The organism is Bacillus sp. IBL03825 (assembly GCF_024712505.1).
Classification (GTDB): domain Bacteria; phylum Bacillota; class Bacilli; order Bacillales; family Bacillaceae_G; genus Bacillus_A; species Bacillus_A wiedmannii.
Map to the genome: position 1 here is coordinate 3,669,361 of NZ_JAMXKE010000001.1, position 25,570 is coordinate 3,694,930.

The 25,570-nt window shown below is 38.1% G+C and carries 22 protein-coding genes and 1 pseudogene; 7 read left to right on the forward strand and 16 right to left on the reverse strand.

Annotated elements, in window-relative coordinates:
- Position 1: 1 nt before the first annotated feature.
- Entirely contained in the window at positions 2-139 is a 138-nt protein-coding gene (locus NHG49_RS18715) for a hypothetical protein (protein ID WP_064477043.1), read from the forward strand.
- A gap of 31 nt (positions 140-170) precedes the next feature.
- Here NHG49_RS18715 and spoVK read toward each other — a convergent pair whose 3' ends face one another.
- The gene (gene spoVK / locus NHG49_RS18720; protein ID WP_048562529.1) at positions 171-1,127 is read right to left on the reverse strand and encodes a stage V sporulation protein K; all 957 of its coding nucleotides are present in this window, start codon (positions 1,125-1,127) and stop codon (positions 171-173) included.
- A 113-nt stretch (positions 1,128-1,240) separates the two neighbouring features.
- Between spoVK and NHG49_RS18725 the strand changes: the two genes are divergently transcribed.
- Positions 1,241-2,206, forward strand: coding sequence for a tyrosine-type recombinase/integrase (locus NHG49_RS18725; protein ID WP_064477044.1), 966 nt, complete (start codon positions 1,241-1,243; stop codon positions 2,204-2,206).
- 113 nt (positions 2,207-2,319) lie between these two features.
- Positions 2,320-6,195: a Gly-Xaa-Xaa repeat protein gene (locus NHG49_RS18730; RefSeq protein ID WP_258126421.1), complete on the forward strand. Its 3,876-nt coding sequence runs from the start codon at positions 2,320-2,322 to the stop codon at positions 6,193-6,195.
- Between the two features lie 80 nt (positions 6,196-6,275).
- Here the strand turns inward: NHG49_RS18730 and hfq are convergent, their stop codons facing one another.
- Positions 6,276-6,500 (reverse strand): RNA chaperone Hfq, encoded by a 225-nt coding sequence (hfq, locus tag NHG49_RS18735; protein WP_000813896.1) that lies wholly within the window; start codon positions 6,498-6,500, stop codon positions 6,276-6,278.
- A gap of 21 nt (positions 6,501-6,521) precedes the next feature.
- A complete protein-coding gene (miaA, locus tag NHG49_RS18740; RefSeq protein WP_064475075.1) occupies positions 6,522-7,475 on the reverse strand; it encodes a tRNA (adenosine(37)-N6)-dimethylallyltransferase MiaA in 954 nt (317 codons plus the stop codon).
- Between the two features lie 181 nt (positions 7,476-7,656).
- On the opposite strand from miaA, the gene NHG49_RS18745 reads away from it, so the two are divergent.
- Positions 7,657-7,902, forward strand: a complete 246-nt coding sequence (locus NHG49_RS18745) for a hypothetical protein (protein ID WP_000814419.1) — start codon at positions 7,657-7,659, stop codon at positions 7,900-7,902.
- A gap of 62 nt (positions 7,903-7,964) precedes the next feature.
- On the opposite strand, the gene entD is transcribed toward NHG49_RS18745, so the two are convergent.
- From entD to gabP, 8 genes are all read right to left on the reverse strand, one after another.
- Complete coding sequence (gene entD / locus NHG49_RS18750) at positions 7,965-8,897, reverse strand: cell wall-binding protein EntD (protein WP_098103122.1); 933 nt, start codon at positions 8,895-8,897, stop codon at positions 7,965-7,967.
- A 347-nt stretch (positions 8,898-9,244) separates the two neighbouring features.
- Complete coding sequence (locus NHG49_RS18755; RefSeq protein WP_258126422.1) at positions 9,245-11,104, reverse strand: PTS fructose transporter subunit IIABC; 1,860 nt, start codon at positions 11,102-11,104, stop codon at positions 9,245-9,247.
- Between the two features lie 13 nt (positions 11,105-11,117).
- Positions 11,118-12,029: a 1-phosphofructokinase gene (gene pfkB / locus NHG49_RS18760; protein ID WP_258126423.1), complete on the reverse strand. Its 912-nt coding sequence runs from the start codon at positions 12,027-12,029 to the stop codon at positions 11,118-11,120.
- The gene (locus tag NHG49_RS18765; protein WP_000957284.1) at positions 12,026-12,778 is read right to left on the reverse strand and encodes a DeoR/GlpR family DNA-binding transcription regulator; all 753 of its coding nucleotides are present in this window, start codon (positions 12,776-12,778) and stop codon (positions 12,026-12,028) included. Before NHG49_RS18765 ends, pfkB begins: the two co-directional genes overlap by 4 nt.
- 158 nt (positions 12,779-12,936) lie before the next feature.
- Positions 12,937-14,100 (reverse strand): iron-containing alcohol dehydrogenase, encoded by a 1,164-nt coding sequence (locus NHG49_RS18770; RefSeq protein ID WP_064475071.1) that lies wholly within the window; start codon positions 14,098-14,100, stop codon positions 12,937-12,939.
- Between the two features lie 117 nt (positions 14,101-14,217).
- The gene (locus tag NHG49_RS18775; protein WP_000228316.1) at positions 14,218-14,760 is read right to left on the reverse strand and encodes a DUF420 domain-containing protein; all 543 of its coding nucleotides are present in this window, start codon (positions 14,758-14,760) and stop codon (positions 14,218-14,220) included.
- 317 nt (positions 14,761-15,077) lie between these two features.
- Positions 15,078-15,416, reverse strand: coding sequence for a hypothetical protein (locus NHG49_RS18780; RefSeq protein WP_141669109.1), 339 nt, complete (start codon positions 15,414-15,416; stop codon positions 15,078-15,080).
- A 133-nt stretch (positions 15,417-15,549) separates the two neighbouring features.
- The gene (gene gabP, locus NHG49_RS18785; RefSeq protein ID WP_000360102.1) at positions 15,550-16,944 is read right to left on the reverse strand and encodes a GABA permease; all 1,395 of its coding nucleotides are present in this window, start codon (positions 16,942-16,944) and stop codon (positions 15,550-15,552) included.
- A 270-nt stretch (positions 16,945-17,214) separates the two neighbouring features.
- Here gabP and NHG49_RS18790 point away from each other — a divergent pair, with 270 nt between their 5' ends.
- Positions 17,215-18,297, forward strand: a complete 1,083-nt coding sequence (locus NHG49_RS18790) for a chitinase (protein ID WP_064475069.1) — start codon at positions 17,215-17,217, stop codon at positions 18,295-18,297.
- Positions 18,298-18,351: 54 nt separating this feature from the next.
- Here the strand turns inward: NHG49_RS18790 and NHG49_RS18795 are convergent, their stop codons facing one another.
- The gene (locus NHG49_RS18795; RefSeq protein ID WP_088047332.1) at positions 18,352-19,563 is read right to left on the reverse strand and encodes an amidohydrolase; all 1,212 of its coding nucleotides are present in this window, start codon (positions 19,561-19,563) and stop codon (positions 18,352-18,354) included.
- A 112-nt stretch (positions 19,564-19,675) separates the two neighbouring features.
- A complete protein-coding gene (locus NHG49_RS18800) occupies positions 19,676-20,569 on the reverse strand; it encodes a metallophosphoesterase (protein ID WP_088047331.1) in 894 nt (297 codons plus the stop codon).
- Positions 20,570-20,764: 195 nt separating this feature from the next.
- Here NHG49_RS18800 and NHG49_RS18805 point away from each other — a divergent pair, with 195 nt between their 5' ends.
- Together NHG49_RS18805 and NHG49_RS18810 are read left to right on the forward strand one after the other, a co-directional pair.
- Entirely contained in the window at positions 20,765-21,580 is an 816-nt protein-coding gene (locus NHG49_RS18805) for a formate/nitrite transporter family protein (protein ID WP_064475066.1), read from the forward strand.
- Between the two features lie 141 nt (positions 21,581-21,721).
- Positions 21,722-21,994 carry an HU family DNA-binding protein gene (locus NHG49_RS18810; protein ID WP_001043904.1) on the forward strand — a complete coding sequence of 91 codons (273 nt, stop codon included), beginning with the start codon at positions 21,722-21,724 and terminating at the stop codon, positions 21,992-21,994.
- A gap of 31 nt (positions 21,995-22,025) precedes the next feature.
- Here NHG49_RS18810 and NHG49_RS18815 read toward each other — a convergent pair.
- From NHG49_RS18815 to copZ, 3 genes and pseudogenes are all read right to left on the reverse strand, one after another.
- Positions 22,026-22,493: pseudogene (locus NHG49_RS18815) on the reverse strand (GNAT family N-acetyltransferase).
- A 163-nt stretch (positions 22,494-22,656) separates the two neighbouring features.
- Positions 22,657-25,077 carry a heavy metal translocating P-type ATPase gene (locus NHG49_RS18820; protein ID WP_103655833.1) on the reverse strand — a complete coding sequence of 807 codons (2,421 nt, stop codon included), beginning with the start codon at positions 25,075-25,077 and terminating at the stop codon, positions 22,657-22,659.
- A gap of 95 nt (positions 25,078-25,172) precedes the next feature.
- Positions 25,173-25,379: a copper chaperone CopZ gene (gene copZ / locus NHG49_RS18825; protein WP_000436980.1), complete on the reverse strand. Its 207-nt coding sequence runs from the start codon at positions 25,377-25,379 to the stop codon at positions 25,173-25,175.
- Positions 25,380-25,570 lie beyond the last annotated feature (191 nt).

Sequence of the window (25,570 nt, forward strand, 5' to 3'; positions counted from 1 at the left end):
AATGACAAACCATGTTAATAAAAGTGCTCAAAAAAGCTCAGTAGGTCAAATTGGACACGATCCTAATTCTGCACACGAAAAAAGCGCTAAAATGGAACACTTCCATAAACCTTATCAAGAAAAAGCAAAAAAAGAGTAAAAGCACTTATACAAAAAAACAGACGCACAGTTTACGTACTGTGCGTCTCCTCTTCAAGCATCAAATCACAACTTGATATCCCAATTAAATCATATTTATCATACGTATCCTCTTGCAACAACCGCATAGCCTGTGTACGAATCGATTTTTCAACAATATTACGTACATATCGTCCATTACTAAATGATGTAATTTGCGACGAGTACTTTACAGCATGTAAATGATCTCTAAATTTCCATTCAGCCTCTTTCGATAACTGGTATTCACGTTCTTCATACATCCTCTTCCCTATTTCTAACAGCTGATTTACTGAGTAATCCGCAAATTCAATTATAAACGGAAAACGTGATTGCAGACCTGGATTTAATGAAAGAAAGTGATTCATTTCTCTTGAATATCCGGCTAAAATCAATACAAAACCGTGTTGTTTATCTTCCATATGCTTTACGAGCGTATCAATTGCTTCTTTCCCAAAATCTTTTTCTCCCCCTCGGGCTAATGAATACGCCTCATCAATAAACAAAATACCTCCCATTGCTTTTTTTATTAAATCTCTTGTTTTTTGAGCTGTATGACCGATGTACTCTCCTACAAGATCCGCACGTTCAGCTTCAACTAAGTGCCCTTTTGACAGAATATTCATCTCAAACAACAATTTCCCTATCATTCTAGCAACAGTTGTCTTCCCTGTACCTGGATTCCCTTTAAACAACATATGAAGTACTTGCTTCTCAGACTTCAACCCTATTTCTTGTCTTTTTTTATTTACATAAATCCAAGCATATATTTCTTTTATTATCTTTTTTATATCATCCATCCCAATAAGCTTTCCCATTTCTTCTTCAATTCTTTGCAACATCTCATGTTTCGTAGTAGTTTCACTTGAAATCACTGTTTTATTTTCTGCGGCTGGTAAAGAAATTTTCTTTCGATGATTTAAAACAATGTTAATTTGATTATTATTTTTCTTTCGCATCGATTGTTCCATACAATCACCTCATTTTATCCACTCACCAAATATTATTATTCCTGTCTCCCTTGCAAATGACTATTTTCAGAAAAGTTTGCTATAATATAAGAAATAATGAAGGTGGTGGGACTATGGAAACATCGGAATTCCATGATACAATACAAGCCTTTTCTATTTTTTTATTGAATAAAGGCCGAAAAGCTTCAACCATTAAACGTTATGTTTATGACATTGAAGATTTCGGACATTGGTTAGAAAAAAACAATAAGCTCCCTTCCAGTAATATATGGGCTACACTTTGTACAAAAGACTACGAAGATTACTTTTCCGACCTAAAAAAGAATCGACATTACTCAGAGAAAACGATGCACCGTGTATTTATTGTATTAAATAGAATGCATCATTTTCTAAACATCCCTAACCCATTAAAGAACATGGAAATTTCTATTCAACCAGACCGCACACTTCGTAACGAAGATTTCATTTCATCTGATGAAGAAAAAAGATTAAAACATATAATCACTTCATTAGAAGGACTTTCAGAAAAACAACGTCCTGTGCGCCCTTTATTAATGGATCGTAATGTTGCTATTTTAAACTTATTAATCGACTATGGATTATCCTTACAGGAACTTACAGCGTTAACTATGCATCACGTTCACTTTGAAACTAACACATTCTCTATCCCAGCAACCGCAGGGGTAGAAAGAACAATTACATTAACTAACGAAGACAAAAAACAACTATATACTTATTACAAAAGCATCCCTGAACCCGTTCGTCCAAAATACCATAGTCATGACCCATTATTTATCGCATTTGATTTTAATCGCGGAACATACAGATGGGTATACGAAAATGATGCACCGAAGGGATTAACAGAAATCGCTATCCAAAAAATGATTCGCCTTGAAGTATCTAGAGCTAATTTACGCAAAGGAATCTCAGGACAACACTTTCGTAACACCTATATTTTAAACTTAATAAAAAAAGAAACTCCGGAGTCAGAAATTATAAAACTAGCTGGATTCAAATCAAAAGTTTCACTAAAACGATATTATCAATACGCAGAAAATAGAAAAAACGCCTTATCATGAGGCGTTTTTTCTATTTTTTCTTTAAACAAACGATTTTACTATGACCATTTAACTAATTTTTGCATCTACTATGATGAGTTTCATTCACATTCTCATTAGAAAGGAGAGATTTAATGTCTCGTTATGACGACAGTCAAAACAAATTCTCCAAACCATGCTTTCCAAGTAGCGCTGGACGAATCCCAAATACCCCATCCATCCCAATTACTAAAGCACAACTTAGAACATTTCGCGCAATCATTATCGATTTAACAAAAATAATCCCAAAACTTTTTGCAAATCCATCTCCCCAAAATATTGAAGATCTAATTGATACATTGGACCTACTAAGTAAATTTATTTGTTCACTAGAAGCTACTTCCTCCCTGAAAGCGCAAGGATTAGCAATTATTAAAAACTTAATAACTATATTAAAAAATCCAACTTTCGTAGCAAGTGCTGTATTTGTTGAACTCCAAATTTTAATTAATTATTTACTTTACATCACAAAGTTATTCCGAATCGATCATTGTACACTCCAAGAACTCCTTAAATTAATTGCAGAGTTACAAACTACTCTAGTTAATTCAGCTTCGTTCGGCAGAGGTCCTACCGGGCCTACTGGGCCTCGAGGTAACACAGGCGCTACTGGTGCCACTGGGCCTCAAGGGAACACGGGCGCTACTGGTGCCACTGGACCTCAAGGGAACACGGGCGCTACCGGACCTCAGGGCGTTCAAGGGAACACAGGCGCTACTGGTGCTACTGGACCTCAAGGGAACACGGGCGCTACCGGACCTCAGGGCGTTCAAGGGAACACAGGCGCTACTGGTGCCACTGGACCTCAAGGGAACACGGGCGCTACCGGACCTCAGGGCGTTCAAGGGAACACAGGCGCTACTGGTGCTACTGGACCTCAAGGGAACACGGGCGCTACCGGACCTCAGGGCGTTCAAGGGAACACAGGCGCTACTGGTGCCACTGGACCTCAAGGGAACACGGGCGCTACCGGACCTCAGGGCGTTCAAGGGAACACAGGCGCTACTGGTGCTACTGGACCTCAAGGGAACACGGGTGCTACCGGTGCTACTGGACCTCAAGGTGTTCAAGGGAACACGGGTGCTACCGGCGCTACCGGACCTCAGGGCGTTCAAGGGAACACAGGCGCTACTGGTGCCACTGGACCTCAAGGTGCTCAAGGGAACACAGGCGCTACTGGACCTCAGGGCGTTCAAGGGAACACAGGCGCTACTGGACCTCAGGGCGTTCAAGGGAACACAGGCGCTACTGGACCTCAGGGCGTTCAAGGGAACACAGGCGCTACTGGTGCCACTGGACCTCAAGGTGTTCAAGGGAACACAGGCGCTACTGGTGCCACTGGACCTCAAGGTGCTCAAGGGAACACAGGCGCTACTGGACCTCAGGGTGTTCAAGGGAACACGGGTGCTACTGGTGCTACTGGACCTCAGGGTGCTCAAGGGAACACAGGCGCTACTGGACCTCAGGGTGTTCAAGGGAACACGGGTGCTACTGGTGCTACCGGACCTCAAGGTGCTCAAGGGAACACAGGCGCTACTGGACCTCAGGGCGTTCAAGGGAACACAGGCGCTACCGGACCTCAGGGCGTTCAAGGGAACACAGGCGCTACTGGACCTCAGGGCGTTCAAGGGAACACAGGTGCTACTGGACCTCAGGGCGTTCAAGGGAACACAGGCGCTACTGGACCTCAGGGCGTTCAAGGGAACACAGGTGCTACTGGACCTCAGGGCGTTCAAGGGAACACAGGCGCTACTGGTGCTACTGGACCTCAAGGTGTTCAAGGGAACACGGGTGCTACTGGACCTCAGGGCGTTCAAGGGAACACAGGCGCTACTGGTGCCACTGGACCTCAAGGTGTTCAAGGGAACACAGGCGCTACTGGTGCCACTGGACCTCAAGGTGTTCAAGGGAACACAGGCGCTACTGGTGCCACTGGACCTCAGGGTGTTCAAGGGAACACGGGTGCTACCGGACCTCAGGGCGTTCAAGGGAACACAGGCGCTACTGGTGCCACTGGACCTCAAGGTGTTCAAGGGAACACAGGCGCTACTGGTGCCACTGGACCTCAAGGTGTTCAAGGGAACACAGGCGCTACTGGTGCCACTGGACCTCAAGGTGTTCAAGGGAACACGGGTGCTACCGGACCTCAAGGTGTTCAAGGGAACACGGGTGCTACTGGACCTCAGGGTGTTCAAGGGAACACGGGTGCTACCGGACCTCAGGGCGTTCAAGGGAACACGGGCGCTACCGGCGCTACTGGACCTCAGGGTGTTCAAGGGAACACGGGTGCTACTGGTGCTACCGGACCTCAAGGTGCTCAAGGGAACACGGGTGCTACCGGTGCTACTGGACCTCAAGGTGTTCAAGGGAACACGGGTGCTACCGGTGCTACTGGACCTCAGGGTGCTCAAGGGAACACAGGCGCTACTGGTGCCACTGGACCTCAAGGTGTTCAAGGGAACACAGGCGCTACCGGACCTCAGGGCGTTCAAGGGAACACAGGCGCTACTGGTGCCACTGGACCTCAAGGTGCTCAGGGGAACACAGGTGCTACCGGACCTCAAGGTGTTCAAGGGAACACGGGTGCTACCGGTGCTACTGGACCTCAGGGTGCTCAAGGGAACACAGGCGCTACTGGTGCCACTGGACCTCAAGGTGTTCAAGGGAACACAGGCGCTACCGGACCTCAAGGTGCTCAAGGGAACACGGGTGCTACCGGACCTCAGGGGCCTCAAGGTGTTCAAGGGAACACAGGCGCTACCGGACCTCAAGGTGCTCAAGGGAACACGGGTGCTACCGGACCTCAGGGCGTTCAAGGGAACACGGGTGCTACTGGGCCTCAGGGTATTCAAGGACCTCAAGGGAACACGGGTGCTACTGGGCCTCAGGGTATTCAAGGACCTCAAGGGAACACAGGCGCTACTGGTGCTACTGGACCTCAGGGCGTTCAAGGGAACACAGGCGCTACTGGTGCTACTGGACCTCAAGGCGTTCAAGGGAACACGGGTGCTACTGGGCCTCAGGGTATTCAAGGACCTCAAGGGAACACGGGTGCTACTGGGCCTCAGGGTATTCAAGGACCTCAAGGGAACACGGGCGCTACTGGCATAGGAGTTACCGGACCTACCGGACCTTCTGGCGGGCCTCCTGGACCTACTGGACCTCAGGGGCCTCAAGGTAATACTGGTGCTACTGGGCCTCAAGGTGTTCAAGGGAACACAGGCGCTACTGGACCTCAAGGTGTTCAAGGGAACACGGGTGCCACTGGACCTCAAGGTGTTCAAGGGAACACGGGTGCTACTGGACCTCAAGGTGTTCAAGGGAACACGGGTGCTACCGGTGCTACTGGACCTCAAGGTGTTCAAGGGAACACGGGTGCCACTGGACCTCAAGGTGTTCAAGGGAACACGGGTGCTACTGGACCTCAAGGTGTTCAAGGGAACACGGGTGCTACCGGTGCTACTGGACCTCAAGGTGTTCAAGGGAACACGGGTGCCACTGGACCTCAAGGTGTTCAAGGGCCAACAGGCGCTACCGGTGCCACTGGTATAGGAGTTACTGGCCCTACTGGACCTAGCTTCCCTGTAGCAACAATTGTTGTTACAAACAACATTCAACAAACAGTACTACAATTTAATAACTTTATTTTCAGTACTGCAATTAACGTAAACAATATTATCTTTAATGGCACAGATACAGTTACGGTTATCAACGGCGGTATTTATGTGATTAGCGTATCTATTTCTACAACTGCGCCAGGATGCGCTCCTCTTGGAGTAGGCATTTCAATTAATGGAGCAGTCGCAACTGATAACTTTTCTTCAAATTTAATAGGCGACTCACTTTCATTCACTACAATCGAAACGTTAAGAGCTGGCGCAAACATTTCTGTCCAATCTACTCTTAACGAGATTACGATCCCTGCAACAGGAAACACTAACATTCGCCTTACTGTATTTAGAATTGCTTAAATTTCACTATGTATTGTTTATAGCAAATAAAAAAAGAGCGAGAAACTCGCTCTTTTTTTGTTATGTACAATAATTCATTACTACTCTAATTCAATTGAAACATTTTTTTGTGGTACAAATGTAGAAATTGCATGTTTATAAATAAGCTGTTGCTTACCCTCTGTTTCCAGTAGGACTGTAAAATTATCAAATCCTTTAATTAATCCACGAAGCTGGAAACCATTTAATAAGTACAGCGTAACAAACGTATTTTCTTTACGGAGTTGATTTAAAAACTGATCTTGAATATTGATTGATTGCTTCATGTCGAATCCTCCTCTTTTTCTCTACTTACTATTATTCGACTTTAGTTGTAATTTTCCTTCTATGTATCGTAAAATTTCTGACGTTTTTTCACCGCCTGTAACATCAAACCACGTGACATCCATCTTATTACGGAACCACGTTAATTGACGCTTTGCATAACGACGTGAATTAGTCTTTAATTGTGATACCGCTTCTTCTAAAGAGACACGATCCTCAAAATAATCATATATCTCTTTATACCCAATCGCTTGAATAGATTGACAATCTCGTATCCCTCTATTATACAATCCTTCTACTTCTTCTAATAACCCTTGGTCCATCATTATATCAACTCGTAAGTTAATGCGATCGTATAGCATTTCTCGATCCATTGTCAAGCCAATCAAGGAAACATCGTATAATAACTCGTTTTCTTGTTTTTCAAGTTGATCACTCATTTTTTCACCCGTCGTGTGGAAAATTTCTAACGCTCTAATGACACGACGTACATTATTTGCATGAATACGCTCAGCACTTTCTGGGTCTACTTCTTGTAATTTCTTATGTACATATTCCACACCACGTTCTAATGCTAACTTTTCCATTTGTTCTCGGTATATAGTATCGCCAGCATCATCCGTAAACTGATAATCGAATAAAACAGATTGTATATACAGACCAGTTCCACCAACGATAATTGGCAATTTACCACGCTCTGTAATCTCTCGAATATGCTTACGAACACGTTCTTGAAATTCGGCAACAGAAAATGATTCTTCCGGATTTTTTATATCGACCATATAATGCGGCATTCCATCCATCTCTTCTTCTGTCACCTTTGCAGTTCCAATATCCATCGTACGATAAATCTGCATGGAATCTCCACTTATAATTTCACCATTCAACGCTTTGGCAAGATCAATACTTAACTTCGTCTTTCCAACAGCAGTTGGTCCAATGATGACAGCAACTTTTTCACGTTGCACTTCTCCCATATCATTCAACTCTCTTTATGTAATGTACTCCATCTATTGATTATATCCAATCTTACCAATTTTAACGGCATGATTGCAAGTTCTTTCATTTCGGTACATGAAATTATAAATAAAAAAGAACATAGTTTGTCCAATTCCGCATATACATGATTAAAAATACCTTCGAGAGGATGAGTTGACTATGAAACAATCCACCATTAATTTTTCATCTTTAACAAAAGACCTTATTTTAGCTACTGCTACAAAAGAACAAAATTGTTCACAAGAAGAATTATATTTCGCCTTAAATTGTTTGCTACGTTCTTTTCATTCTACTCTCCAAGAAACAACATTACATCCAGAAAATAAAAATACAGAGTATATACAAAATCAATTTTGCAGTGCCTATAAAATTATTACAGGTAAAACTATTTATCCTTTTCAATAACCTATAAAAGGCGGTTGCTTACATACTTTCAAGCAACCGCCTTTTATATTAATACATATACACTATTTGATCACTTTCACTTTTACAGATTTGCGCCCCCAGCTATTGGCACTACCATCTGAACCGACTAATACATCAATACGATTTCCTTTAATCGCACCACCAGTATCTCCAGCAATCGCTTCTCCATATCCTTCTACCCATACTTTTGATCCAAGCGGAATTACTTTAGGATCAACAGCAATTACTTTCATATTCGGATTTGCTGTTAAATCGTGCCCCATTGCAGTTAATACACGACCACCATACGTACCATTCTCACTTGGATGGGCTGTATACGCTGTCGCTTCTACTGTTATTTCACGTCCACCAGCAGGTGCACTTGTTTCAGTAGATTTCGTAACTTGTTTCGTAGTTGACTGTTGTTTTGCGACAGGTTTACTTGATTCTACATTTTTAACAGACTCTTTGCTCTTAACTACTTTATTATTTTTAACTGGCGTATTTACTCTTACTGGCGCCTCTTCTTGCGTTACAACTTCTTTCTTTTCTATTACAGGTGCCGTCCCTGTTAAAAATGGCATGTGAACATATCCCGTTTTTCCATTATAGTCAAATTGTAACCATTCATTTTGAACTTGATTTGTCGTTTCAATTACATCATCTTTATTCAGTTTACCAAGAATTTCAGAGTCAGTATTCGCTCCAGCACGAACATTTAACGCGCCCGCCGTTACATAATATGTACTTTTTGTAAATTCAGCACTTACAAACGCTTCTTTACCATTTAATTTAATTTTTGCCCATCCGTTTTCTGTATTTATAACATCTAATTTATTTCCACTTAACATTTTACCTACAAGCTTTGACTCTACAGTTGGGTTTTCTCTAACATTTAATACGTCTGTTGTTACAATCGTTTCTGCTTTCGCAGAACCTGCAAAAATCCCAAGACCAAAAACTGCCGCCGTTGCTATACCTAATAATTTTTTCATGAATAGCCTCCATTTGCTTTGTTTTCGTATTTTCATTATAGCAACAGATTTTTAAGATTTTTAGAAATCACACAATTACAAACCATTCGTAATACACGATTAATGAGTTGTAACATAAATTTCCATATTAATGAATTCCATTTCTAATAGAATTCCCAATAGTTTTCATATATTTTCTACATATCAGCCCAGAATTTTTTTCCAAAAAAAATTACAGTATTACTTTTTTGTTACAAAAAAACCATATTTCATTACATCTTTTACCAAAATTCATCATTCTCCAATTATTAATCTCCTTTTTTGTAATAAAAAAGAGCAGCTAATAAAAGCTACTCCTTTTTCATGTGTTATTTAACTTTCTTTTTCCAAATCCCCATCATAAGAGCTGAAATAACTGTCCCTATAAATATCGAGAAAATATATAGCACCGGTTTATTTACTAATGCGATAACAAACAATCCACCATGCGGTGCTGGTAATGTAATTTGGAATAACATAGATAATGCACCCGCAATACTTGAACCAACAACACAACTTACTATTACTCGAATCGGATCTGCAGCTGCAAATGGAATCGCACCTTCTGTAATAAACGATGCTCCCATAATATAATTTGTTAAACCAGATTTACGTTCTGCTTCAGTAAATTTCGATTTAAAGAAAGTAGTTGCGAATGCAATCGCTAATGGTGGTACCATACCACCCGCCATAACAGCAGAGTGCACGCCAAAGTTCTGCGCTTCTATTGCAGCAATACCAAATGTAAATGCAGCTTTGTTAATTGGACCACCCATATCAATTGCCATCATACCACCTAATATAAGACCTAGTAATATAGCATTTGTACCGTTCAAACCATTTAACCAACCTGTTAACATTTCATTCAATGCTACTACAGGCGGAATTACTACTTTTTGCATAACAACTCCTGTAATCAACAATCCAAAGACCGGATATAACAATACAGGTTTAATTCCTTCTAACTGTGCTGGTAATCCTGAAAACAATCTTTTCAATCCTAAAACAACATACCCAGCTAAGAAACCAGCAATTAATCCCCCTAAAAATCCAGCATTCGCATGTGCTGCTAAGAATCCACCGACAACACCAGGCATAAATCCTGGACGATCAGCAATAGAACTCGCAATAAATCCAGCTAAAATTGGTACGAGGAATAAAAACGCACCTGTTTTGCCTCCACCAATAGACATTAACAATTCAGCCAATGGTCCTTCTGCTTTTATACCACCAATCCAAAATGCTAGTGCAATTAAAATCCCGCCACCAACAACGAATGGAAGCATATTACTTACACCACTCATTAAGTGCTTATAAATTCCTAATCCTTTTTCTTCCTCTGTACTTTCTGTCTTCCCATCTTCCTTTATTCCTTTAAAGATTGGCGCATCTTGTTTTACAGCTCGATTAAGAAGCGCTTCCGTTTTTCTAATCCCATCAGCGACTGGCACTTGAATGACATGTTTCCCAGCAAAACGGTTCATTTCTACTTGTTTATCTGCCGCAACAATTATAGCCGTTGCGCGTTCAATGTCCTCTTTCGTTAAACCGTTTTTTACTCCTGTTGATCCGTTCGTCTCAACTTTAATTGCTATACCTAGCTCTGCTGCTTTTGCTTTCAAGCTATCCGCTGCCATATAGGTGTGAGCGATTCCAGTTGGGCAAGCCGTAACTGCTAGTACGTATGGTTCGTTTCCTTCTGGTTTTGCAACTTCAATGTCTTCTTCTTCTTTTTCATTCTCTTTTTCATCAAATAAACGAAGAAGTTCCTCTTCATCCTTTGCTTCTAACAATTGCTTACGAAATCCTTCATCCATTAATAATGTAGATAGGCGCGATAACGTTTCTAAATGAGTATTATTCGCCCCTGCGCTCGCAGCAATCATAAAGAATAAATGCGCTGGCTGTCCGTCAAGCGATTCATAGTTGATACCGCTTACACTTCTACCAAAACAAATCGCTGGTTGTTTAACAGCTTTTGTTTTCGCATGAGGTATTGCAATCCCTTCCCCTATGCCAGTTGTACTTTGTGACTCCCGCTTTAAAATAGCTTCTTTAAATTCAGCTTTACTATTTAAACGATTTGCGCCGTCTAATTTCTCAACTAATTCATCTATGACAGCTTCTTTATTTGAAGCTGTCAAATTCATAATAACTGTATCCCTTTTTAATAGTTCTGTAATTTTCATATGTTGCTCCCCCCTATCGCTTAGCTACAATTACTTGCGACAATAATTCTTCTACTTTTTCTTTTTCACATAAATCAGCTGAAAATGCTGTTGCACTCCCTGTTGCAACGCCATATTGAAATGCCTTTTCAATATCTTTTGTCTGTTCATATTTACCCACAAATCCTGCAACGAGAGAATCTCCGGCCCCAACCGAATTAATTACAACACCTTTTGGAACAGTTGCTTCATATATACCTTCTGCCGTAAATAATAAAGCCCCATCTCCAGCCATTGATACGATAACATGCTCTACACCTTGTTCAACTAATTTTCTTCCAAACGGTAAAACATCTTCTACTGTTGAAATCTCTACTCCGAATAACTCACCAAGTTCATGATGATTAGGCTTTATTAAAAATGGTTTATTTTTAATTACATGCTGCAGCGCACTTCCACTTGCATCGACTACTACGCGAATACCTTTCTCAGCTCCGAGCGTTGCGATTGATTCATAAAAAGTAGTTGAGATAGACGCCGGTACACTTCCAGCTAGTACAACACAATCTCCCTGCCTCATACTTTCGATTTGTTTCATTAATTGTTCAAATTGTTCATTTGTCACATTAGGACCTTGCCCATTTAATTCTGTCTCTTCTTGCCCTTTTATTTTCACATTAATTCGGGAATCACCGTCTACTTGGACGAAGTTTGTTGTTACACCTTCCTCCTGTAATACATCTTTAATAAATCGACCGGTAAATCCACCAGTAAATCCAAGCGCTACATTTTCAACACCTAAACGATGAAGAACACGAGAAACGTTAATACCTTTCCCTCCAGGAAATTTCATATCTTTCTCTGCTCGATTTACTGCGCCTAAATCGAAGGAATTAACTTGTACTACATAATCAATAGATGGGTTTAAAGTAACTGTATAGATCATTGTTTATCAGCCTCAATTACATTGGTTTGTCTTTTATATTTTTCTAAATCAATTTCTAAATGGTTTGTAATAATATTCGCTTCTTCAACATTGGCTATTTTCGCAAACGCAACTTCTGAAAACTTACTTTCATCAATTAAGAAATATCCTTCGTTCGCAAATGTTAATGCCATTTGTTTTAAAAGTGCCTCTTCTGGATCTGGAGTTGTAAAACCAAGCTGTTCATGTACACCATTCGCTCCTAAGAAACATTTATCAAAACGGTACTTCTGCATGCTTTCCTGTGCCATAGCACCAATTAAAGCTTTCGTCCTACTTTTCATCATTCCACCTAGTAAATACGCACGAATATTATTTTCAACTAAAGCTTCAATATGCATAAGTCCATTCGTAACGACAGTAACATCTTTATTTATTAAAAATGGAATCATTTCAAATGTTGTACTTCCTGCATCTAAATAAATGCAATCACCTTGTTCAACAATGCTAGCCGCATAGTTAGCAATTTGTTGCTTTATTTGAATGTTTTTGGATGATTTTTCAACCATCGTTGGCTCTTGCCCTTTTCCTGTTAAAACAGCAGCACCACCATGAACTCTTTTTAATAACCTTTGCTTTTCCAATTGCGCTAAATCACGACGAATTGTTGATTCAGAGCTTTCTGTTCTTTCCACTAATTGCTGTAATTTAACAACCTTCTGCTCTTTTACAAGTTGCAATATCATTTGATGACGTTCAGGAGTTAACATTTTATTCACCTCTTCTTTGATTACAGTATAATGAAAACGATCACAAAAATCAACCATAAACATTCACAAATAACCAAAACCAGTCATAAACAGTTATAAACAATAAAAAAGAAACCCATTTGATTGTTATATCAAATGGGTTTCTTTTTTCGATTCACTTATAAAGAAGCTTTATATATACTTAAAACATCGTCTTTATTTAATTTTTTAAAGTTACCAAATTCACCATAAGCCATCGCTTTATCAGCCATTAAATCAATTTCATTTTCCCCAATACCGTAATCCGCTAACCTTACTGGTGCCTCAATTGAAGTCCAAAATTGACGTAACGCCTCAATTCCTTCTAGCGCAATTTCTCGATCAGCCTTTTCATCTGTTTCTACATCGAATACACGAATAGCGAACTGTTTAAAACGACTTACATTTTCATCTACAACACGCTTCATCCAGTTCGGGAATAAAATCGCAAGGCCACCCCCGTGTGGTATATCATGAACCGCAGAAACTGCATGTTCAATATTATGAGTCGCCCAATCTCCTTTTACTCCCATCGCTAAAATACCGTTTAACGCCATAGTACCGCAATATAAAATAGTTTCTCTATGCTCATAATTTTCTAAATCACTTAAAAGCTTAGGAGCAGTTTCAATTACTGTTTTTAAAACAGATTCACAATAACGATCTTGTAATTCTGTATTTGTTCCATGATGGAAGTATTGCTCTAATACGTGCGACATAATATCTACCATACCGTAAATTGTTTGATCCCTCGGCACAGAAACAGTATGAACTGGATCTAAAATCGAAAACTGCGGGAAAGTAACTGGGCTACCCCAGCCATATTTTTCATTCGTTTCCCAGTTTGTAATGACAGAACCAGCATTCATTTCAGATCCTGTTGCCGCAAGCGTAAGTACCGTACCAAATGGTAACGCCCCACTAGCAAATGCTTTTTTCGTTACAATATCCCATACATCTCCATCATATTTGCTACCAGCAGCAATCGCCTTCGTACAGTCGATTACACTTCCTCCGCCAACCGCCAATATGAATTCGACGCCATTATCTTTACAGATTTGAATCCCTTTCTTTACAGTTGATACACGCGGATTCGGTTCAACACCTGTCAATTCAAATATTTCTGCATTTATATCTTTTAAAATAGAAATTACATTATCATAAATACCATTTCTTTTAATACTGCCTCCCCCGTATACGAGAAGAACCTTTTTACCGAACTGTGGAATTTCAGTTTTCAACTGTTCTAATTGACCTTTACCGAAAATAAGTTTCGTTGGATTACGAAATACAAAATTTTGCATATTTCTTTACCATCCCTTCTATATGAAAAGCAACTATACTTTTGTATACCATATTTTTTTCATTTCACAAAAATATTTGCCTAACAAAAAAATCCCAGCCTACAGGCTGAGATTTTTTTATTGGTAATAAGGTGAGATCATTAAGTAAACAATAACACCAGATAAACTTACATATAACCAAATTGGCATCGTCCAACGTACAATTTTACGATGACGTGTTAATTGATTTGTAAAACCAAATACAAGTGCAAACAATGCAAGTGGTACAATAATAGCTGCCAGGATAATATGTGTAATTAAAATAATGAAGTACACATATTTAATGAATCCTTCCCCACCAAAATGTGTTGCCGGCGCCAAGTAATGATACGATAAATAAGAAACACAAAATAGCAACGTCGTTGTAAATGCTGCGAGGATGAAACCACGGTGCATTTTCACATTCTTCTTAATAATAGAGTATAAAGCTGCTAATAAGAATACGAACGTAAAGCTATTAAAAATTGCATTTAACATTGGTAAAATTGTTACATCAAAATGTACTTCTCCTTCATAGCCAACAGGTCCAAAGAACAAAAATAAAATAATCGCATTTACAATTACAGAAAGCGTTATCACAATAGGAGCATAGCTTTTCTGATTCGTTGATTGATCCACCAAAATGGTCACTCCTCTTCCTTCAAATATGTATACGTAACCTCACTATTTTAACATATTATTCACAGTGTAAATGTGACAATAGTTTGACACAGTAAGACAAAGCAAAGAAAAAAATCCTTCTTAATAAAACTTCTTAAGAAGGATTTTATCGCTTTATTATTTAAATAGCAATGTAATTAGTTTTTGTTAAAAAACGTATTGCTATATGCTTGATAAATTTCAGACACTTGATATCCCATTAAAGAAATTGCTGTTAATGAAAAGAAACCAATCATAAGAAATCGAAACCACATATAAATCTCCTCCTTGTATTTAGCTTAAAAAGCAGTCGCTATATTACAAGTTGAGTGGCACTCTTCATCGTCACTTTCCTTTTTCTTTACAATTGCTGTTATAAATCGAAGCATAAAGAAAATCACAAAAGGAAATTGTTCGTAATTTACCTTGGCATAGTTTGGCAACGGCTCGCGTTGCACATCGAACGGAGATGCGAAGGAATAGAACATACCTTGCTCTTCCATATATACAATTACAATTTTCATACAAAACATTATTCCTAGAAACGAAACAATATCTTGCCATTCTGTCGTATATAACAAGTTATACAGCTCTAATACGTACTCTTCCATCGTCATCCCCCCTTCCTTTTTTATCATTTTGCTCGCCTTCGTATAAAAAGTCAAGAAAAAAGTTTATATTCACTATGACAATAGTAATTACTTGTTTCTATGATTATATATGATTCTTTTATAGCAATGATTGGGTGTAACTCTCTTCTAAAACAAGAAATTAGAATCGAACAGATTCCTCATTCTTACTTTTAGGATTCAACAATGTACTATTTTTATTTCTATTAAAAATAAAATAAGAAATTATTATAAGAACAGTAACAAGCATTGTTAAAAGCGCTTGTGAACGTAAAGATTCAATTGCGAGCATGGCAACTAAAACTGCTATAATCGCAGCAATTGTAACATATGTTACATATGGAAAAAGCCACATTTTCACTTTCAAATTTTGTTGTTCCGCTTTCCCCATTTTTTTACGTATCTTGAAATGTGAAACTGCTATAACGAGATAAACGAGTAACGCAATCCCGCCAGATGCATTCACTAAAAATAAAAATACTTTATCTGGAGATATGTAACTAAAAACAACTCCAATGTAAGCAAAGAAAGTTCCAAATAAAACCGCCCGAACTGGAACACCACTACTATTCAATTTCAAAAATGCCTTTGGCGCATCTCCTCTTTCTGCCATTGAAAAAAGCATTCTTGAGTTCGTATATAAACCCGAATTTAAACAAGAAAGTACAGCTGTTAAAACGATAAAATTCATAATTTGTGCTGCCGCTGGTATCCCTATATGTTCCAGTACCGCCACAAACGGACTTTTTAGTATGTTCGCTGAATTCCACGGAAGGAGTGTAACAACTACAGCAATCGATCCAATGAAAAATACGAGAATACGCCAAATTACACTATTTGTTGCTGTTTTTACTGCTTTTACAGGTTCGGCAGATTCACCAGCGGCTACTGCAACAATCTCAGATCCCATAAATGAAAATATAACGACGGTAATTCCAAGTAGCACCGAACTTATACCATTTGGCATAAATCCTCCTTGCCCTACTAAATTCGAAGTGCCAGGTGCTTCCGTTCCTGGTACAAATCCTAAAATAACAGCGAGCCCAAGACAAAGGAACAAAACAATACTTATTACTTTAATAAATGAAAACCAATATTCAAATTCTCCAAATGATTTCACCGAGAAAACATTCGTCAACGTTAATAAAATCGTTAATATTAAGCTTAATAACCAGAGCGGGATTTCTGGAATCCAATATTGAATAATACCAGCACCTGCTGTAGCTTCTATTGCAATAACAATTACCCAGAAAAACCAATATAGCCACCCAATTGTATAACCCGCCCATGGACCAATTGCTTCTCTTGCATATGTTGCAAATGAACCACTTGTCGGGTTAATAGCTGCCATTTCCCCTAGCATTCTCATAACGAAAATAACTAGAAGTCCTGCTAATGCATATGAAACGATAGAACCTGGTCCGGCTGAATGCACAACCGCACCGCTTCCAACAAACAAACCAGCTCCTATTACGCCACCAATGGAAATCATTGTAATGTGGCGTATTTTGAGGTCTTTCTTAAGATTTTTATCCAACTCTTGTACATCCCCTTCCAAACTTAATTTTGAAATTTATGTAAGAGTATTATGCGAAAAATCTTGTCCTATATTTTAAAATATATCAAAATATTCTGAATTTAACAATCGTAATTCGACCTCCTTCAAAAATTATTTCATTAGGTTTAATAGTTTTCCATATACAATTGTTGAGAAAATTATAATCGACTTACAAAAGAATGAATTTTCAGATATTATTAAACGAACAAGATTATACATCTAGACAACTTTTTGTATAGGAGTGTTGATATGTTAAACAAGTTCAAATTCATTTGTTGCGCTTTAGTAATTTTCTTACTGCTACCGCTAGCTCCCTTTCAAGCACAAGCAGCAAACAATTTAGAATCAAAATTACTCGTTGGATACTGGCATAACTTTGATAACGGTACTGGCATTATTAAATTAAGAGACGTTTCACCAAAATGGGATGTAATCAATGTATCTTTCGGTGAAACTGGGGGTGATCGTTCCACTGTTGAATTTTCTCCTGTGTATGGTACGGATGCAGAGTTCAAATCAGATATTTCTTATTTAAAAAGTAAAGGTAAGAAAATAGTTCTTTCAATAGGTGGACAAAATGGGGTCGTTTTACTTCCTGACAATGCGGCTAAGCAACGTTTTATTAATTCCATACAATCTCTGATCGATAAATACGGTTTTGATGGAATAGATATTGACCTTGAATCAGGTATTTACTTAAACGGAAATGACACTAATTTCAAAAACCCCACGACTCCTCAAATCGTAAATCTTATTTCAGCTATTCGGACAATCTCAGATCATTATGGTCCAGATTTTCTATTAAGCATGGCCCCTGAAACAGCTTATGTTCAAGGTGGTTATAGCGCATATGGAAGCATCTGGGGTGCTTATTTACCGATTATTTACGGAGTAAAAGACAAACTAACATACATTCACGTTCAACACTACAATGCTGGTAGCGGGATTGGAATGGACGGTAATAACTACAATCAAGGTACTGCAGACTACGAAGTCGCTATGGCAGATATGCTCTTACATGGTTTTCCTGTAGGTGGTAATACAAATAACATTTTCCCAGCTCTTCGTTCGGATCAAGTCATGATTGGACTTCCTGCAGCACCAGCAGCTGCTCCAAGTGGCGGATATATTTCTCCAACTGAAATGAAAAAAGCTTTAGATTATATCATTAAAGGAATTCCTTTTGGAGGAAAGTATAAACTTTCAAATCAGAGTGGCTATCCTGCATTCCGCGGCCTAATGTCTTGGTCTATTAATTGGGATGCAAAAAACAACTTTGAATTCTCTAATAACTATAGAACATATTTTGATAGTCTTTCCTTGCAAAAATAATAAAAAACAACAATAGGTTTTATATGACCTATTGTTGTTTTTTATTTATGTAAATTACTTTTTCACTTCTACATGATGAAGAGATTCTTTTCCATCTCTTACATAACTATTTACAAGACTTAAAAGTAATTTTCCACCAATTAACATTGCTCGTTCATCAAAATCAAATTGAGGATGATGATGTGGATATGTTGCTCCTATTTCTTCATTACGCGCACCTGTGAAAAAAAATGCTCCTGGAACACATTCTAAGTAATATGCAAAATCTTCTCCACCCATAATAGGTGGCACTTCAATGACCCTTTCTCTTCCAAGGTCACGTTTCGCAATCTCCATAAAATGACTCGTTTCATCTAAATGATTTATTAATATTGGATAGCCTCGTTTATATTGAATACTAACCTCAGCATGAAGAGACTGACAAAGCCCCTCAACAACTCGTTTAAATTCATTCTCCATATATTCTCTCACTTCAGGATCTAGCGTTCGAATGGTTCCTGTAAACGTAGCAGTATCCGCAATGATATTATCCGCCTGACCAGCATGGAATGTACCAACTGTTAATACCGCAGATTGAAGCGGATCTATTTTTCGACTCACTAAAAGTTGTAACTGATTAATTACTTGTGTTGCAACGATAATAGCATCAACAGTATGATGCGGCATACCGCCGTGACCGCCTCGCCCTTGAATCTTTACTTCAAATGTATCAGCTGCCGCCATCATTGCTCCAGCTTTCGCTCCAACCATTCCTATAGGCATTTGAGAAGATAAATGTGTTCCAAACACAACATCTACACCTTCTAAACAACCATCCTCAATCATAGCAATTGCTCCGCCAGGCTCTTTCTCTTCTGCATGTTGATGTATAAGAACTATTTTTCCAGAAAGCTGGTCTCTATGATCACTTAATATTTTTGCAACGCCTAAAAGTGTTGCTGTATGTCCATCATGTCCACAAGCGTGCATTACGCCGGGAACCTTTGATTTATATGAAACTTGCTTTTCATCTTGAATAGGTAGTGCATCAAAATCAGCACGTAGCGCTATCGTCTTCCCAGGTTTTCCACCTTCAATTACGCCGATTACCCCTCTTCCCCCAACATTTGTTGTCACATCAATATGAAAACTTTTTAAGATTTCAGCTATTTTTTTCGGTGTTTCTATTTCTTGAAACGATAGCTCTGGGTATTGATGAAAATCTCTTCGCCACAAAACCATTTCGTTATATAAACTTTCCAATTCTTTATGCCATGTTTCTATCATAGAAATGCCCCTTTCTTTTTTAACACTTTAATTAAAAGTTACATAATATTCCGTGTTTAATCAATAAAAAAGAGCACTTTCTTTGAAAGCCCTCCTACTACTCTAAAATAGTCTAGTTACTATTTTGCTTCAATACAAATACTGAAAGTTCAGGTACACTCCAAAATCTAACAGGCATTCGGGTTGTCCCAATACCACGATTTACGTATAAATGTAACGGCTTATTCTTCCCTTCTAATTCATACATACCTTCAACATGACTCTCAGCTAACTTTGTAGTAATTAATGGACCTATAAAAGGAATTTGAACTTGTCCTCCGTGACTATGGCCTGACATTTGAAAATCAACTGGGTAACGAGCTACTCTATCTACAACATCTGGCTCATGTACTAATAGCATATTGAAATCTTGTTGCCTTATATGTTTTAAAGTCGAGTCTATTTGCGGCTTACCTAATAAAAAATCATCCAAACCTGCTATTGTAATATACTTACCGTTTTCCGCTTTTATTTTCTGCACTTCATTTACTAACACAGAGAAACCAGCTTCCTCCATATACTTTTTATAAAATAAACTACCTCCCCCGCCCCTATCATGATTCCCAAACACAGCATATTTCCCTAAAGGCGCATGTATTTTCTGTAAAATACTTTTCGCTTCTTCTCTTTCGGCTTTATACGATCCAAACTTATCTATTAAATCCCCTGTAAAAACTACTACATCTGGATGTAACGCATTCATCTTCTCCACCAAATTTTCTAGTTGTTTCAGTGTAAATTCTGGCCCTAAATGTACATCTGAGAATTGTAATATTTTTTTATTATTAAACTCTTTAGGAATTGTAGATGCTTCTATTTCATTCCACGTAACTGTTACTAGTTTTCGTTCTATTTCTGTCGCATAGAAATACAAACTTACTGAAATCATTATTATACTTATGAAACTGATTGCAAATATTTTTATGATTGATTTTTTTTGTTCTTTTTTTACATGATGCGTATTCATGTTCTCACCTCTAGAAATACTTTAAAGCCTTATTGTTACATTAATGTGACAACATGAACAATGTTAGTTATATCCAATTCTACCCCATTCACTTTGACAATTTTATACAGAAGGCATAACATATTTTTATAATACATAGATTCTTAAAAACATTCCTTCTATTTATTCTATCATTTTATTAAGGAGAGATTATTCATGTCTGTATTTACACCAGAAGAAATTACGGAACTTGCTGCGAATTCCGGAAGAAAAAAAGCTCATTTATCATTACTCCCTATGTTAATTCTCGGTTTTTTTGGTGGTGCTTTCATAGCATTAGGGTATTTACTCGATATTCATGTTATTGGAACAATGCCAAATTCTTGGGGATCATTTACTAGTTTTCTAGGTGCCGTTGTATTCCCTATCGGTCTTATACTCGTTATTCTTGCAGGCGGTGAGTTAGTAACTGGCAATATGATGACCGTTTCAATGGCGTGGCTTCACAAAAAAATCGACTTATTTCACTTCATTCAAAATTTAGTTATTGTTACGTTTAGCAACTTCATAGGTGCTGTATTCGTTGCTTATTTTTTCGGTCATATCGTCGGATTAACAGAGGGAGCTTTTTTAACGAAAACAGTTTCTATTGCGCAAACTAAACTACAAGATACACCACTACAAGCCTTCATTTCTGCAATCGGATGTAATTGGCTCGTTTGTTTAGCTGTTTGGCTCAGTATGGGAAGTAAAGAATTTATCGGAAAGATTATCGGCATTTGGTTCCCAGTTATGACTTTTGTTGCGATTGGATTTCAACACGTTGTAGCTAATATGTTTGTCATCCCAGCTGCAATTTTTGCCGGTCATTTAACTTGGATTGAATATTTTCCAAACTTCATTTTTGTTTTCTTCGGAAACTTAGTAGGAGGTATGTTATTTGTAGCATTACCTTATTTCATATCCTATAATAAGAAACTCCCTTCCAATAAAGAGCAAACTGCATTAAAGAAAAAATCTGTATCCGCTTAAATTGAATGTCTATAAAGTAGCTCTCAAAAATATTACAAATTTCATTTTTTTTACGAATATATGTACGTACACTTGTTCTCGAATGTTTTATACGTTATAATAACAACTTAAATAGCATTATTTACATATGAGGTGAAAAACATGAACAAAACAGAATTAATTAAAAACGTAGCACAAAATGCTGAGATTTCTCAAAAAGAAGCTACTGTAGTTGTACAAACTGTAGTAGAATCAATCACTAACACTTTAGCTGCTGGTGAGAAAGTACAACTTATCGGATTCGGTACATTCGAAGTTCGCGAAAGAGCTGCTCGTACAGGCCGTAACCCACAAACTGGTGAAGAAATGCAAATCGCAGCTTCTAAAGTACCTGCTTTCAAAGCTGGTAAAGAACTAAAAGAAGCTGTAAAATAATGAAAAAATAGCCTTCTCGTTTACGAGAGGGCTATTTTTTCATTACATAATTAATAAAAATCTGACCATTATGCTGTTTCTTTTGTTCCTTTATGCAAATAAAACCTTTACTTTCAAAGAAAGGTTTTGCTGTAATACTCGCCTCTGTATATACCTCCCCATGCCCCAAGTTCACTGCTTTTTTTTCTAACTTCTGTAGTATATAGGAAGCTATCCTTTTCCCTTGATAATCTTTATGCGTAAATAAGCGATCTACGTAATGATCTTCATTATAATCCCCAAATCCCACTATCACACCGTTATGATCCGCTACATAACTAATATTCCTCTCTAAAGAATTTAACCAGCTTTCTCTATCTAGTCAATCCGGTGCCCATGCCTGTAGCTGTAATACGTTATAATCTTTTGCATTAATTGTATGAACTGTTTCATAGAACAACTGTAATACTTGTTCTAAATCCTCTTTATGAAATGTTCTAATAATCGTGTCTTTTAACATATACGAACCTCCTTACTAAACTATCATTTAACTTTTCTACCATCTAGTATTCAATATTTCTGCTTTATTATATCTTTTTTCTTTCTATAGAAAGAAAAAAACAATACTTATTTCAAAGTATTGTTTTTTTGTTTGTAAGCATCTGCAATTACTCTATAGATTTTTATTTTTTTAATTTCACTCTTTGCAGTCGTAATGCATTTAATACAACGGATACAGAACTAAATGCCATCGCGGCTCCAGCAACCCAAGGTGCTAAGAAACCGAACGCTGCAATCGGGATGCCTAAGCCGTTATAAGCTAGTGCCCAAAATAAATTTTGCTTAATATTTCTTATCGTCATCTTACTCATAAAGATTGCATCAGCAATACTATTTAAATCACCACGGATTAACGTAATATCTGCCGCCTCCATCGCTACATCCGTTCCTGTTCCAATTGCCATACCGATATCCGCCGTAGCAAGTGCAGGAGCATCATTTATTCCATCCCCAACCATTGCTACTTTCTTACCTTGTGCTTGCAGTTTTTTCACTTCTTCTGCTTTTCCTTCTGGTAATACTTCTGCAATTACGTGATCAATACCAACTTGCTTAGCGATTGCCTCAGCAGTTTGTGTATTATCTCCTGTAATCATAACAACGTCTAGACCCATTTTCTTAAGTCTTGAGATAGCTGCTTTTGAAGTATCTTTTACAGTATCTGCAACGGCAACTATTCCAGCATACTCCTTATCTATTGCTATTAACATTGCCGTTTTTCCTTCTCGTTCTAGGGCTTCCATCGATTTAGAAACTTCTTCAATATCAATATCGAATTTCTTCATTAATCGACGTGTACCAATTAATAATTGTTTCCCTTCTACGACTGATTCGATGCCGAATCCCGGAATTGCTTCAAACGTTTCTGAACTTGGGATTTCAATTTTCTTTTCTTTAATTCCTTCTACAATCGCTTCTGCAAGTGGATGTTCAGAATTTTTTTCTGCCGCACCTACTAAACGTAGTATTTCTTCTTTGTGGAATCCATCTGCTACAATTACATCTGTTAGCACCGGCTTCCCATTTGTCACAGTACCTGTTTTATCTAAAATAACTGTATCTAATCGGTGCGTTGCTTCTAAATGCTCCCCGCCTTTAAATAAAATACCATACTCTGCTGATCTTCCTGATCCCGCCATAATAGATGTAGGCGTTGCAAGACCTAATGCACATGGACAAGCGATAACAAGTACGGCTATCATTTTTTCAAGTGCTCCGCCAAAATCACCAGGTGTAACAAATAGCATCCACACTGCGAATGTGATAATAGCAATCACAACTACAACCGGTACGAAAATACCAGAAATTTGATCTGCTACCCGTTGAATAGGAGCTTTTGAACCTTGCGCCTCTTCTACTACTTTAATAATTTGAGCTAATGCAGTATCTCTTCCTACCTTAGTTGCTTTCACTTTTAAAAAGCCATTTTTATTTATTGTAGAACCGATTACTACATCCCCAATTGTTTTATCAACCGGAATACTTTCACCTGTTAACATCGATTCATCTATTGCTGACTTTCCTTCTACAATTTCCCCATCTACTGGGATTTTTTCACCAGGCTTTACATAAACGATATCACCAGCTACCACTTCTTCGATTAGAATTTTTATTTCTGTTCCATCTCGTACAACAGTAGCAGTTTTCGCCTGTAATCCCATTAATTTTTTAATCGCTTCTGACGAGCGTCCTTTTGCTTTCGCCTCAAATAATTTACCTAAAATAATTAATGTAATAAGTACTGCACTCGTTTCAAAATACAAGTCTGTCATATGTTCCGAAGAACCAATCGACCTAATACTTAAATACACACTGTAGAAATACGCTGCAGACGTTCCAAGTGCCACGAGAACATCCATATTGGCGCTTTTATTTCGTAACGCTTTATAAGCCCCAACATAAAACTGCCCACCAATGATAAACTGAACTGGAGTTGCAAGAGCTAGCTGCACCCAAGGGTTCATAAGCATATCAGGTAAATAAATAAATGATGTAAATGAGAAATGACTTACCATTGCCCACAGTAACGGGAATGATAAAATAAACGAAATGATAAATTTCTTCTTTTGTCGCTCAATTTCTTGTAAGCGATGATCAGTTGATCCATCTTGCTCATCTGATTTCACTTCTAATTTATATCCTAATTTCGTAATTGCACTCTTCATTTCATTTACATTAATTTCATCAGGATTAAAATCTACTGTAGCTGATTCCAAAGCGAAATTTACTGTCGCTCCGTTCACACCTTCTAACTTATTTAAACGCTTTTCTACTCTATTCGCACATGCTGCGCATGTCATCCCAGAAACAGTAAACTCAGCTTTATCACTGACAATTCCATATCCTAACGATTCAACTTTTTCCTTAAATTGTTGCGGATTTGTTTTTTTGGGATCATACATTATTTTTGTTTTTTCAAGTGCAAAATTTACATTTGCATCATGAACACCTTCTACTTTTTTTAGACCTTTTTCAATTCTATTTGCACATGCCGCACATGTCATTCCTGATATTTGAAGATTGGCCTCTTTCTGTTCATTCATGTCTCTCACCTCTATATACCCTCATAAGGTATAATTATTAACAAAATAAATCGTACTTCCTATAAAGTACGATTTATTTCCATATCTAAAAATAATTATTGAACATCGTACCCTTGATCTTCAATTACAGCAACGATATCTTTTAACGTTACAACTGATGAATCGATAGTAACTTCAACAGTACCTTCTGCTAATTGAACTTTCACTTGCTCAACACCGTTTAGTTCTTTCACACTGCTTTCAATAGAATTTACACAATGTCCACAAGACATACCTTCAACTTGTAATGTTAACTGTTCCATTTAAAATCCTCCTCTTGTTTCTTCATTGTTTGTTAATCATAATTACATCTTACCATACCCCCCTAAGGTAATCAATGGTTTTATATCATGATTTTTCAATTATTTTCTAAAAGTTTATTTTACACACACTTTTTCACACCAATACCTCGAAATCCTATATAAAAATAAACAAAAAAAACAAGCCAGTGACA